The 12,074-nt window shown below is 68.9% G+C and carries 11 protein-coding genes and 1 pseudogene; 4 read left to right on the top strand and 8 right to left on the bottom strand.

The window, feature by feature from the left end:
- Positions 1-44 precede the first annotated feature (44 nt).
- The 3 genes from ppdK (at position 45) to ACIP8W_RS03795 (ending at position 6,255) form a co-directional block, all read left to right on the top strand.
- Positions 45-2,792 carry a pyruvate, phosphate dikinase gene (ppdK, locus tag ACIP8W_RS03785; protein WP_402201822.1) on the top strand — a complete coding sequence of 916 codons (2,748 nt, stop codon included), beginning with the start codon at positions 45-47 and terminating at the stop codon, positions 2,790-2,792.
- Between the two features lie 625 nt (positions 2,793-3,417).
- The gene (locus ACIP8W_RS03790) at positions 3,418-4,575 is read left to right on the top strand and encodes an ArsR/SmtB family transcription factor (protein WP_402201824.1); all 1,158 of its coding nucleotides are present in this window, start codon (positions 3,418-3,420) and stop codon (positions 4,573-4,575) included.
- A 294-nt stretch (positions 4,576-4,869) separates the two neighbouring features.
- Positions 4,870-6,255, top strand: coding sequence for an endo-1,4-beta-xylanase (locus ACIP8W_RS03795; protein WP_402152986.1), 1,386 nt, complete (start codon positions 4,870-4,872; stop codon positions 6,253-6,255).
- Between the two features lie 19 nt (positions 6,256-6,274).
- Here the strand turns inward: ACIP8W_RS03795 and ACIP8W_RS03800 are convergent, their stop codons facing one another.
- Positions 6,275-6,583, bottom strand: a complete 309-nt coding sequence (locus ACIP8W_RS03800; RefSeq protein ID WP_402201844.1) for a nitrite reductase (NAD(P)H) small subunit — start codon at positions 6,581-6,583, stop codon at positions 6,275-6,277.
- Between the two features lie 120 nt (positions 6,584-6,703).
- A pseudogene (locus tag ACIP8W_RS03805) lies at positions 6,704-7,172 on the bottom strand (nitrite reductase (NAD(P)H)); the annotation flags it as partial.
- Positions 7,173-7,429: 257 nt separating this feature from the next.
- Here ACIP8W_RS03805 and ACIP8W_RS03810 point away from each other — a divergent pair.
- On the top strand, positions 7,430-8,209 hold the full coding sequence (locus ACIP8W_RS03810; RefSeq protein WP_401958857.1) for a sulfite exporter TauE/SafE family protein: 780 nt from the start codon (positions 7,430-7,432) through the stop codon (positions 8,207-8,209).
- A gap of 103 nt (positions 8,210-8,312) precedes the next feature.
- Here the strand turns inward: ACIP8W_RS03810 and ACIP8W_RS03815 are convergent, their stop codons facing one another.
- The 6 genes from ACIP8W_RS03815 to ACIP8W_RS03840 all read right to left on the bottom strand — a co-directional run bounded on the left by ACIP8W_RS03815 (position 8,313) and on the right by ACIP8W_RS03840 (position 11,701).
- Positions 8,313-8,993, bottom strand: a complete 681-nt coding sequence (locus ACIP8W_RS03815; RefSeq protein WP_401958854.1) for a class F sortase — start codon at positions 8,991-8,993, stop codon at positions 8,313-8,315.
- Between the two features lie 113 nt (positions 8,994-9,106).
- Positions 9,107-9,688 (bottom strand): hypothetical protein, encoded by a 582-nt coding sequence (locus tag ACIP8W_RS03820; RefSeq protein ID WP_401958852.1) that lies wholly within the window; start codon positions 9,686-9,688, stop codon positions 9,107-9,109.
- 523 nt (positions 9,689-10,211) lie between these two features.
- The gene (locus tag ACIP8W_RS03825) at positions 10,212-10,424 is read right to left on the bottom strand and encodes a DUF397 domain-containing protein (RefSeq protein WP_401958849.1); all 213 of its coding nucleotides are present in this window, start codon (positions 10,422-10,424) and stop codon (positions 10,212-10,214) included.
- A gap of 10 nt (positions 10,425-10,434) precedes the next feature.
- Complete coding sequence (locus ACIP8W_RS03830) at positions 10,435-10,644, bottom strand: DUF397 domain-containing protein (protein WP_401958846.1); 210 nt, start codon at positions 10,642-10,644, stop codon at positions 10,435-10,437.
- A gap of 11 nt (positions 10,645-10,655) precedes the next feature.
- On the bottom strand, positions 10,656-10,868 hold the full coding sequence (locus ACIP8W_RS03835; RefSeq protein WP_401958843.1) for a DUF397 domain-containing protein: 213 nt from the start codon (positions 10,866-10,868) through the stop codon (positions 10,656-10,658).
- Positions 10,865-11,701: a helix-turn-helix domain-containing protein gene (locus ACIP8W_RS03840; RefSeq protein WP_402152994.1), complete on the bottom strand. Its 837-nt coding sequence runs from the start codon at positions 11,699-11,701 to the stop codon at positions 10,865-10,867. The genes ACIP8W_RS03835 and ACIP8W_RS03840 overlap by 4 nt, the downstream gene beginning before the upstream one ends.
- Positions 11,702-12,074: the final 373 nt, after the last annotated feature.

Consider the following 12,074-nt stretch of genomic DNA (forward strand, 5'->3'; position numbering starts at 1 on the left):
ACCGCGTCTTCGAGGAGTCGAGACCCGTGTCGGAAAAAAATGGTGTGACGAGTAATGCCGTGAAGCGCGCGGAGGCCACGAAGGCCGGGAAGCGTGAAGCCGTGAAATTCGTCTATGACTTCACCGAGGGCAACAAGGACCTGAAGGACCTTCTCGGCGGCAAGGGTGCCAACCTCGCGGAGATGACCAATCTGGGCCTGCCCGTTCCCCCGGGCTTCACGATCACCACCGAGGCATGCAACATCTACCTCGACAGCGGTACGGAGCCGGCCGCCCTGCGCGACGAGGTGAGCGCGCACCTCGACGCCCTCGAACAGCGGATGGGCAAGAAGCTCGGCCAGGCGGACGACCCGCTGCTCGTCTCCGTACGTTCCGGCGCCAAGTTCTCCATGCCCGGCATGATGGACACCGTCCTCAACGTCGGGCTCTCCGACGCCTCCGTCGCCGGCCTCGCCACCCAGTCCGGTGACGAACGCTTCGCCTGGGACTCGTACCGCAGACTCATCCAGATGTTCGGCAGGACGGTCCTCGGCGTCGACGGGGACCTCTTCGAGGACGCGTTGGAGGAGGCCAAGCGGGCGCGGAAGGCCGCCACCGATGTGGACCTCGATGTCGCGGACCTCAAGAAGCTGGTCGAGCGGTACAAGAAGATCGTCTCCCGGGAGGCGGGCCGCGACTTCCCGCAGGATCCGCGCGCGCAGATGGATCTCGCGATCCGCTCCGTCTTCGAGTCGTGGAACACCGACCGCGCCAAGCTCTACCGCCGCCAGGAGCGCATCCCCGGCGACCTCGGTACGGCCGTCACCATCTGCTCCATGGTCTTCGGCAACCTCGGCCCCGGTTCCGGCACCGGCGTCGCCTTCACCCGCGACCCCGCCAGTGGCCACCAGGGCGTGTACGGCGACTACCTCCAGAACGCGCAGGGCGAGGATGTGGTCGCGGGCATCCGCAACACCGTGGCGCTCGCCGAACTGGAGAGCATCGACAAGCAGTCGTACGACCAGCTGCTGAGCATCATGGAGACCCTGGAGACGCACTACCGGGACCTGTGCGACATCGAGTTCACCATCGAGCGCGGCAGGCTGTGGATGCTCCAGACCCGCGTCGGCAAGCGCACGGCGGGCGCCGCCTTCCGGATCGCCACGCAACTCGTCGACCAGGGGCTGATCGACGAGGCCGAGGCGCTCCAGCGCGTCAACGGCGCCCAGCTCGCCCAGCTGATGTTCCCGCGCTTCGACGAGGACACCAAGCGGGAGCTGCTCGGGCGCGGGATCGCCGCCTCGCCGGGCGCCGCCGTCGGCAAGGCCGTCTTCGACTCGTACACCGCGATCAAGTGGTCCCGCTCCGGCGAGAAGGTCATCCTCGTCCGCCGCGAGACCAACCCCGACGACCTGGACGGCATGATCGCCGCCGAGGCCATCCTGACCTCGCGCGGCGGCAAGACCTCGCACGCCGCCGTCGTCGCGCGCGGCATGGGCAAGACCTGTGTCTGCGGCGCCGAGGAGCTGGAGGTCGACACCAAGGCGCGCCGGCTGACGGTGGGTTCGCGGGTCATCGAGGAGGGCGACGTCCTCTCCATCGACGGCTCGACCGGCAAGGTCTACCTGGGCGAGGTCCCCGTCGTACCGTCGCCCGTCGTCGAGTACTTCGAGGGCCGGATGCACGCGGGCGCCGAGGAGGCCGACGAACTCGTCGAGGCCGTCCACCGGATGATGGCGTACGCCGACCGCCGCCGCAGGCTGCGGGTGCGCGCCAACGCCGACAACGCCGAGGACGCCCTGCGCGCCCGCCGCTTCGGGGCCCAGGGCATCGGACTCTGCCGTACGGAACACATGTTCCTCGGCGAGCGGCGCACCATGGTCGAGCGGCTGATCCTCGCGGACACCGACGAGGAGCGCGAACAGGCGCTCGGGGAGCTGCTGCCGCTCCAGAAGAAGGACTTCATCGAGCTGTTCGAGGCGATGGACGGCCTGCCGGTGACGGTCCGGCTCCTCGATCCGCCGCTGCACGAGTTCCTGCCCGACATCACCGAACTGTCGGTACGGGTGGCCCTCGCGGAGGCCCGCAAGGACCACAACGAGAACGATCTGCGGCTCCTCCAGGCCGTCCACAAGCTCCACGAGCAGAACCCGATGCTCGGTCTGCGCGGGGTACGGCTCGGGCTGGTCATCCCCGGCCTCTTCGCCATGCAGGTACGGGCCATCGCCGAGGCGTCCGCCGAGCGCAAGAACGCCAAGGGCGACCCGCGCGCCGAGATCATGATCCCGCTGGTCGGCACGGTCCAGGAGCTGGAGATCGTCCGCGACGAGGCCGAGCAGGTCATCGCGGAGGTCGAGCGGGCCACCGGTGTCGAACTCGGGCTGGCGCTCGGCACGATGATCGAGCTGCCGCGCGCCGCGCTGACCGCCGGTCAGATCGCGGAGGCCGCCGAGTTCTTCTCGTTCGGTACGAACGACCTCACCCAGACCGTCTGGGGCTTCTCCCGCGACGACGTGGAGGCGAGCTTCTTCACCGCGTACCTGGAGAAGGGCATCTTCGGGGTCTCGCCGTTCGAGACCATCGACCGCGACGGCGTCGGCGCGCTCGTCCGCAGCGCCGTCGAGGCGGGCCGCGCCACCCGGCCGGGGCTGAAGCTGGGCATCTGCGGCGAACACGGCGGCGACCCGGAGTCGGTGCACTTCTTCCACGAAGTGGGGCTGGACTACGTCTCCTGCTCGCCGTTCCGCATCCCGGTGGCGCGCCTGGAGGCGGGGCGCGCGGCGGCGGGCTCGGCGGGCAGCGACTCGCGCTAGCGGCGGGTCACTTGGGACACCGGGGCCGTTCGCGGGTTCAAGCCCTGACCCTCACCGGATCGGCGGACGGCCCCGGGCACAGAGCGGGCGGGCACCTCGTGCGGAGGTGCCCGCCCCTTCGTTCGCCGTACCGGGGGCGGTCTCTTCGACCTCGTGAGGCTCAAGCCCTCGTGAGGCTCAACCGTCGTGAGGCCAAAAGATTCATTGCCCGTGTGGAATTGAACGGTAGACAGTAGACAGTTGGCGGAGTGCGGCCGCCGGATCCCCACCCGTCGACCGCACCCCATTACGCGAGCCGGGCATGGAGCCGCACCTGGCCGACCGCCGCCGAGCGAGCGAAGCCCCCCACGGCCTTCGCTGCGCCTATTCGGTCGTTCAGGTTTCATGCCCGACGAGGTACAGCATTTACTCCGGGAGCCGCCTGCCGCGAAGCCTTTCAAGTGTGGCTGAAACACCGTGGTAACAGCTGGTGATTGCATGCATACTCAGTGCTGGGGCGCTTGCGGATGCAACAGGTGGGGATTTTTTCATGCTGCATATTCATTTCTCGGAGAAGGACCTTGGACGGGTCCGGATGGCACCCGGGCCCGATCCGCTGTGGGAAACGATTCTCAGCTTTCATCGAATGAGGGACCGGCGTGCTCCGCTCGCTTATGGGGAATGGCGCAGAGAAGCACGGAGTCGGTTGAATAGTGAAACAAATATTCTCTCGGCGCTAGTTCCGCAGCACGGTTATTTCCCGGATTTCCTGACCCCGGCCACCGGACGGCCCGGTCTGGAAGCGGGACTTGAGGCGCTGAATGCCACCGCGCCCGAGCGGGTACGGGCGGAGTTGGCCCTGTTGGCGGTCGGCAGGGCGCGTCCGGACCGGTCGGATCGCTCGGACCGGTCGGACCGCTCGGACCGGTCGGACCGGTCGGACCGCTCGGACCGGTCGGAGAAGTCGGGCCGGTCGGAGAAGGCGGAGCGGGAGGAACGGGCGAGCGGGCCCGGGAGGCAGGAGCGGCCGGGGCGGCCGGAGGGCGCGGGGCGGATCGGGAGAAACGATCCGGCAAGGCGGCTCGCCCTGCTCGCCGATAGTGTTCCCGGCACGCTCGGACGGCTCGTGGAGGCGCTCCGGGCCTACCACCGGGCCGCCGTCGAGCCGTACTGGCCCTACGTCCGGACCAGGGTCGAGGCGGAGCGCGCGCTGCGCGGCCGGGCCCTGCTGGACGGCGGTGCGGACGAACTCCTCGCCAGCCTTCCGCCGATGCTCCGCTGGCGCGGCCCGGTGCTGGAGGCCGACTACCCGGTCGATCGCGAACTGCGCCTGGATGGCCGGGGGCTGCTGCTCCAGCCGTCCTTCTTCTGTCGCACCACCCCGGTCGTCTACCGCGATCCGTCGCTGCCGCCCGTCCTCGTCTACCCCGTCACGCACTCGGACGCCCCCACCTTCAGGGAGCGGGTGGGCCCGTCGCTCGGCCGGCTCGTCGGCCACACCCGCTCGGCCGTCCTGCGGGCCATCGAATACGGCTGTACGACCAGTGAGCTGGCCCGCAGGACCGAGGTGTCCCTCGCCTCCGCCAGCCAGCACGCCTGCGTCCTGCGCGAAGCGGGGCTGGTCGCCACTCTGCGGTACGGGAACGCCGTCCTGCACACCCTGACACCGCTGGGCGCGGCCCTGCTGCGCGGCGGCTCGTCGGGTGTGCTCGCGGGAGCGGGCGCGGGCATGACGCGCACGGCGCCCCCGACGGCGACGAGATCCGTGCCGGACGCGGACGCGTCGGCGGGCGAGGCGCGGTAGCGCGTGGCGGTCTTCGAGGCGCTCGACACCCGGCCGGGTGTCGAGCGCCTCTTCCTGTGCGCGCCGGAGAGGGTACGCCGGTGCCGGGCGCGCCCCGGAGAGGTACGCCCGGCTGTGCCGCGCCCCGGAGAGGTACGCCTGTGCTCGGCGTACCCGGAGAGGTGCGCCGATTCCGTTGACGTACGCCGGCCACGCCTCTATTTTCCGAGCAGCATCTCCGAAACTTTCAGGGAAATTTCCGAAACCTCTGGAGTCGCCATGAGAGCCGCGCACCTCCGCACCTTGTCCAGAGCCATGACCGCCAGAACCGCGGCAGTCGTCTCCGCCCTGACCGCCGTGGCCGTCGCCGTGGTCGGTCTGGCGAGCCCCGCCCATGCCGCCGACCCCGTCCTGCGGGATCTCGCCGCCGCCAAGGGGAAGTACTACGGCACCGCCATCCCCGCCGGGAGGCTGACCGGGACCCATGGATCCGTCGCCGCGGCCCAGTTCGACTCCCTCACCGCCGAGAACGAGATGAAGTGGGGCTCGGTCGAGCCGACCAGGGGCAGCTTCAACTGGACCGGCGCCGACCAGATCATGAACTTCGCCGCGGCCAACGGGCAGAAGGTGCGCGGCCATACGCTGGTCTGGCACAGCCAGATGCCCAACTGGCTGGCCAACGGCAGCTTCGGCAACGACGAGCTGCGCACGATCATGACCGACCACGTCACCACCCAGACCGCCCGCTACAAGGGGCGCATCGACCAGTGGGACGTGGTCAACGAGGCGTTCAACGAGGACGGGACGCTGCGGGCCAGCAAGTTCTACACCCAGCTCGGCGAGTCCTACATCGCCGACGCCTTCCGGGCCGCCCGCGCCGCCGACCCCGCCGCCAAGCTGTACATCAACGACTACAACACCGACGCCACGGGCGCCAAGAGCAACGGTCTCTACTCCCTGGTCCAGCGGCTCAAGGCGCAGGGCGTACCGATCGACGGTGTCGGATTCCAGACGCACCTCATCATCGGCCAGGTGCCGTCCACCTTCCAGGCCAACCTTCAGCGCTTCGCCGATCTGGGTCTCGATGTCGCGATCACCGAACTCGACATCCGGATGACACTGCCCACCACCGACGCCAAACTCGCCCAGCAGAAGGCCGACTTCAAGGCGGTCACCAATGTCTGCCTCGCCGTCGCCCGCTGCAAGGGCGTCACGGTCTGGGGCTTCAGCGACGCGGTGTCCTGGGTGCCGGACGTCTTCCCCGGGCAGGGCGCGGCCACGCCGTACAACGAGGGCTACCAGCCCAAGCCCGCGTACTACGGTATCGCCGAGGCGCTCGGGTGGAGTGGTGACAGCGGGGGCGAGAACCCCGGGCCGACCGGTACCTGTGCCGTGACCTACGCGGTGCAGAGCCAGTGGAGCAGCGGCTTCACCGCCGGGGTGACGGTCAGGAACACCGGCTCGGCTCCCATCAACAGCTGGACCTTGAAGTGGAGTTGGCCCGCCGGGCAGAGCGTGACCTCGGCCTGGAACGCCACGGTCACCCAGTCGGGTACGCAGGCCACCGCCGTCAATGCCAGTCACAACGCGGCGATACCGGCGGGAGGTTCGGCCACCTTCGGGTTCAACGGAACCTGGAACGGCAGCAATACGGCGCCGAGTGCCTTCACCCTCAACGGGACGGCCTGCACCACGGCGTGACCGCCGACGGCTGCGGCGGTCACGCGGCGGCGGGGACCCGTACCCGTACGTCGTACGCCTGGACGGCGACCTCGTCGTCGTCCAGGCACCGGTCCGTCGTCAGGTCGAAGCGCTGCCCGAGCAGCGGGGAGGCGACGAACGGCCGCTCCTCGTGGCTGCCGGTCGGCCGGCGCGAGAGGACGTACGCGCCCGAGAACGGATCGCGGTTGCCGATCGCGTACGCCCGGCCCGACCGGTCCAGGAACAGCGCGGCCCGCAGGCCGTCCGGGAGCGGCGCCGCCACCCCGCGTCCGGGGGTGAGCGCGGACAGCTCACAGACCGCGAACATTGGTCGTTCAACCAGAGTTCGAGGACATTCCACTCGTTCATTGACGGGTTCATGGACTCGCCCATAGGCGCGGTCATAGGATCGTTCATCGGGAATTCGTCCTTCCAGGCTGTCCAGGCCGAGGAATGCGAGATCCGGCTTCACCTGATCGCGTTCCGGTACGAACTTCACCGACGGGTCCGGCGCGTCCGGCGCGTTCGCGAAGGAGACGAAACGCCGCAGCCGTTCGGGGTCGTTCATGGCCTCCGCCCACTCGTCGCGATATCCGTCCACATGCGCGGCCATCAGCTGTTCCAGCTCCGCGCAGAGCCTCCAGGGAGTCATGGACGACCGCCTCGCGTACGTGGTCGAGCCCGCCCTCGATGTGTTCCAGCCAGGCGGAAGTGCGCTCCAGCCGGTCTGCGGTACGTATGGAGAACATCAAGAACCGGTCAATCAATCGCACCAGTTCGGCGTCGGACAGGTCCTGGGCCAGCAGCTCCGCGTGGCGCGGGTCCGCGCCGCCGTCGCCGCCCACGTACAGGTTCCAGCCGGTGGCCGTGGCGATGACACCGAAGTCCTTGCCGCGTGCTCGAAGCGGCGGGCGCGCTCAAGGCGCTGGGGCCGGAGGCGCTGCCGGACGACGCCGTGATCTGTAGCGCCGGGCGAAAGCCTGGGCGGCGGCTGTTCCCCGTCCGCATCGGCCCCGTTTCCGCACGGAACGCTGCGCTCAGCGCGGGAGGGCGGGGGTGCGAGGGCGACCGGCGGGAGCCTTGGACGGGTGGAAGCTCTGGGCTTGCGCAAAATCCGACCGGACAGGACCGGATGGATGGACGGGGCATCCATCCCCTCCGTAAGGTCTCGATCATGCCCGACATATCCCTGACCATGCTGGTTGTGCTCTGCGTCGCCGCCGCCGCGGCGGGCTGGATCGACGCCGTGGTCGGCGGGGGCGGGCTGCTCCTGCTGCCCGCGCTGCTGCTCGGCCTGCCGAACGTCCCGGCGGCGCACATCCTCGGGACGAACAAGGCGGTGGCCATCGTCGGCACCACGGGCGCGGCGGTCACATACGCACGCAAGGCGCCGGTCGATGTGCGGACGGCGGTACGGATCGGGCTGATGGCGCTGGCCGGCTCGATGACCGGCGCGTTCTTCGCGGCCGGGATCAGCAGCGAGACGCTGCGGCCGGTGATCATGGTGGTGCTGCTGGGGGTCGCGGCCTTCGTGCTGCTGCGGCCGTCCTTCGGCAGCGCGCGGGCGGGCGCTCCGGTGGGGCGGGGGCGTACGGTCAGCGCGATCGTGCTGGTCGGCGGCGGGATCGGGTTCTACGACGGGCTCTTCGGACCCGGCACGGGAACGTTTCTGGTGCTGGCGCTCACCGCCGTACTCCACCTCGATCTGGTGACCGCCTCCGCGACCGCGAAGATCGTGAACGTCTGCACCAACGCGGGGGCGCTCGCGATGTTCGCGTACCAGGGCTCGGTGCTGTGGCAGTTGGCCGGGCTGATGGCCGTGTTCAATCTGGCGGGCGGGATGTTCGGCGCGCGGATGGCGCTCAGGAAGGGCAGCGAGTTCGTGCGTGGGGTGTTGCTGGTGGTGGTGTTCTCGCTGGTCGCGAAGTTGGCGTTCGACCAGTGGCGGGCGTGATCGGGCGCTCCCCGGTCAGGTGCCGTACGTACGCAGGTCAGATGGCCGTACGTACGCCAATCAGGTGGCCGTACGTACTCGTCAGGTGCCGTACGTACGCAGGTCAAGTGGCCGTACGTACGCCGATGAGATGGGCGTACGCCACCACATTGCCCTGGTAGCCGCCCTTCTTCGAGAAGCCGCCGCCACAGGTGATCACCCGTAGCTCGGCGCGGTCGGTGGGCCCGTACACCTTGCGGTCCGGGAAGTCGGCGTTCTCGTACACCTCGACAGCGTCGATGGTGAAGACGGCGGTACGGCCGTCCGAGCGGGCCACCTCGACGCGCTGGCCCTTCTTGAGCGTGCCCAGCCGGTAGAAGACGGCGGGTCCGCGCGCGTTGTCCACATGCCCGGCGACGATCGCGGTGCCCTTGGCGCCCGGAGCGGCGCCGTCCTTGTACCAGCTGACGAGATTCCCGTTCCCGGCGGGCGGGACGTCGAGGCTGCCGTCCCGCCCGAGCCCGAGCCCGAGGACCGGCGCGTCGACCTCGATCTCCGGGATGCGTACGGAGACGGGGGCGGCGGGCGGCAGCGGATCGGCGGCGGCGTCGGTGTGGAGCCCGGGACCGGCCGCGAAAGCCTCGGCGGCGGAGGGCATGGGCGGGGTGACCTGCCGCGAACCGTTCTGGACGAGCCAGATACCGGCGCAGACGGCGATGGCGACGAGCCAGACCGAGCCTTTTCCGGTGCCGGTGCCGGCCGCCGAGCTGTTTCCCGAGCGGTTTCCCGTGCCGGTGGTGGTCATGCGTCGGCTCCTCCAGGGAGGTGTGCTGGGCAAAGAGGTTCCCCGCCCCCGTCAGCGATGAGCGTGACGAGGGCGGGGACACGGGGCGGAACCGGGGCGGTGAAGTCCGGCCCTCAGCTTTCCTGCGCGCCGCTCGCCCGGCGGCGCAGGAGCCAGGTCCCGCCTACGGCGGCAGTGGCCAGAACGGCCACGCCCGCCGCGATCTGGGTGGTGTCGGAGCCGACGCTGCCGCCGACCCCCGTCCGTACATGCCCGCTGGGGCCGGGGTGCTCCACGAAGAGGTCGGCGTCGGCCTGCTTGCCGTTGTCGCACCGTACGCGGATGTCGTGGCTGCCGGGACGGGCGTCGTTCGGCACCCAGAACTGCCCGGACGCGACCCCCTTGCGCCCCTCGGGCTCCAACCTGAACTCCCCGGCGCCCACGGAGCGCGCGTCCCCCCTGCCTCGGGCCTCGTGCCCACAGACGGTGGTCGAGACACGGACGACGGCGCCCGGCCGGACGGTCCGCGGCGACAGCTCCAGCCGCTGCCAGCTGTTCCGGCCGTGGTCCTGGCTGTGGTCCCGGTCCCGGTCGCGGTCCCACTCCCGGTCCTGGTCCCAGTCACTGGCGAAGGCGGAGGTTGCGCTCGCGGCCGACAGCCCGAGCGAGGCGACCGCCAGCGCGGTACTGGTCAGCAGACGGACAGTGGGGCGCATGGGGGTCCTCCGGGGCGAAGCCAGCTGGGGTGGTCGGTGACAGCTGGGTGGTCGGTCGTCTCTCCTCCGAGATAAGGCGCCGCCCGGTACGCACGCCTGCTGAGGGACGATCAGATCGGCTGGCCGGGGGCGGCGTGTCAGCCTTGCCCGCTGACGTTGTCGCAGGTCACGGGGGTGACGGCGAAGTCTGTACGCGTGATGGACGGCCCGCGCGCCGAACGGGTGACGGGGCCGGGGGCCCGGCTGCGCGGGTGCGCAGGGCCGCTCGGGCAGGGCCCGGAACGGGGCCGTACGGGCGCGGCTTGACCTCAAGTTTGGTTGAGGTACGAGGCTCTGTGCATGGACACCACCACCGCCTCCGGGCCCGCCGTTTCCGCCGAGCCCGCTGGCTCTGTCGCACCTCTGAAGCTCGCCGTCCGTGGGGGCTGGCGCTGCGTGACGCCAAGGCCGTACGCGAGTACACGAGTTGACCTGAGAACGGACGGAGCCCCGACACCCAGGGGGAGGGTGGCGGGGCTCCGTATCAGTTGGTGAACACACCGTCCTTGACGCCTGCCACGAAGGAGGTGAAGGCGTCAGTGGGGACGTTCAGAGCCGGGCCTGTCGGGTTCTTGGAGTCGCGGACGGGGACCACACCGCGAGAGTTGGCGAGGTTGGCGGCTACTTCGATGCATTGGCCGCCGTTGTCGCTGTAGGAGGACTTGACCCAACGGGGGGTTTCGGTCGTGGACGTCACGGGGTGCCCTTCAGTTGGTGAACGCACCGGCTTTGACGCCTGTCACGAAGGAGGTGAAGGCGTCAGTGGGGACGTTCAGAGCCGGGCCTGCTGGGTTCTTGGAGTCGCGGACGGGGACCACGCCGTGTGAGGCGACGAGGTTGGCGGCGACTTCGATGCACTGACCGCCATTGCTGCTGTATGAGGATGTGAACCAACGCGGGGTTTCGGTCGATGCCACGGTTTGCCCTTTCAGTTGGTGGCAAACGGTCCTGTCTTGATGCCTGCCACGAAGGAGGCGAATGCGCCAGTGGGGACGCCCAGAATCGGACCGCTTGGGTTCTTGGAGTCGCGGACGGGGACCACGCCGTGCGAGGCAACGAGGTTGGTGGCGACCTCAATGCACTGGCCACCGTTACCGCTGTATGAGGATTTGTACCAACGGGGGGTTTCGGTCGACGTCACGGGGTGCCCTTTCGTACCTGCTCGATCATGGCCACGGAAGCCTCCTGCGACAGCGCTTCGGCCTGTAGTTGATGGTAGGCCGTCAGTATGGGTAGTACCGCTGTGCTTTCCCGCTCAAGATGACCCCGTTGCGAAGACTCGGCGTACGACATCAGCGAGCGGTCCGCCATCGTCAGCACAGTGATGGGCAGGCTGAACGGTCGACGCGCGCCCATGCGGAACGGGGCGATTTGAAGCACGGTGCGCGGCAACCCAGCGAACTCCAGCAGCCGGGCGAACTGGGCATCCATGACCGCAGGATCACCCATAGGCCGAAGGATGCACCCTTCGTCAAGCACCACGAAGACCAGGGGGGCAGGGGAACGGTTAAGCGTGGCTTGTCGCTCCGCGACCAACGCGACTCGCTCACTGGCTTGCTCAGGGGTGATTGCCTCCCGGCGCACAGCGTCTGCCTCCAGCGCCGCCGCGTAGTCCGGTGTCTGGAGTAGGCCAGGTATGACACCGACTTCGTAGAGCCGGATTTCTACTGCCCGCCCCTCGTACCCGACGTACTCGGGGAAGCCTTCCAGCAGGCTGCCGTGCCGGATTTCGCGCCACTGGCGTTCGAACGTGTCGGCGGTATCCCCAGTGCCAAAGACGATGTCAGCACTGCGCGAAAAGCGCAAGGTTGGCATCTTCCGACCAGTTTCGACGGACGAAATATGCGTGCTGGAATATTCCATGCGCGCCCCCAGCTCGTCCTGCGTCCAGCCGCGCTCTTCGCGCGATCTGCGTAGGCGTGCCCCGAAGGCAGCCTGGGGGCTGCTATCCGGCGTCAACTCCTTGCGGTTCAAGGGATTATCACCAACCTTTCGTCCACGCCTGGAACATTGAACGGTTCTCGACTATAGGCCACGCTCAACTCACTCGGTAGTCGGATCACTACAGAGAGGAGCGGTCGTGTCTCAGGAACGAACTCCCCCCGCAGCCCCCAGCCCTCATCCCCGCGCCGATGTTGGTGCGTTGGTCGAGCTGGTTGCGGCTGGCGGATTTCATCGGCTGATGCCGGATGTCCCAGGTTGGTGGCCTGATCCCGGCAGGTTCGCGGTTCCGGCTCGTCCTGTTCTCAAGTGGGTTGGGTTGGGGTTCCAGAGGGGTGTTGGGTGATGGGTGATCGAAGGTTTGTGCCCAAGGTTTATGGCGAGCCTCAGGGTGACGGTGACGGTG

The sequence above is a fragment of the Streptomyces sp. NPDC088554 genome (assembly GCF_044752945.1).
GTDB lineage: Bacteria > Actinomycetota > Actinomycetes > Streptomycetales > Streptomycetaceae > Streptomyces.

Coding starts and splice junctions, on each gene's coding strand:
- ACIP8W_RS03790 (WP_402201824.1), top strand. CDS start 3,418: ATGAGGGACCGGCGTGCTCCGCTCGCTTATGGGGAATGGCGCAGAGAA.
- ACIP8W_RS03795 (WP_402152986.1), top strand. CDS start 4,870: ATGACCGCCAGAACCGCGGCAGTCGTCTCCGCCCTGACCGCCGTGGCC.
- ACIP8W_RS03800 (WP_402201844.1), bottom strand. CDS start 6,583: ATGTTCGCGGTCTGTGAGCTGTCCGCGCTCACCCCCGGACGCGGGGTG.
- ACIP8W_RS03810 (WP_401958857.1), top strand. CDS start 7,430: ATGCCCGACATATCCCTGACCATGCTGGTTGTGCTCTGCGTCGCCGCC.
- ACIP8W_RS03815 (WP_401958854.1), bottom strand. CDS start 8,993: ATGACCACCACCGGCACGGGAAACCGCTCGGGAAACAGCTCGGCGGCC.
- ACIP8W_RS03820 (WP_401958852.1), bottom strand. CDS start 9,688: ATGCGCCCCACTGTCCGTCTGCTGACCAGTACCGCGCTGGCGGTCGCC.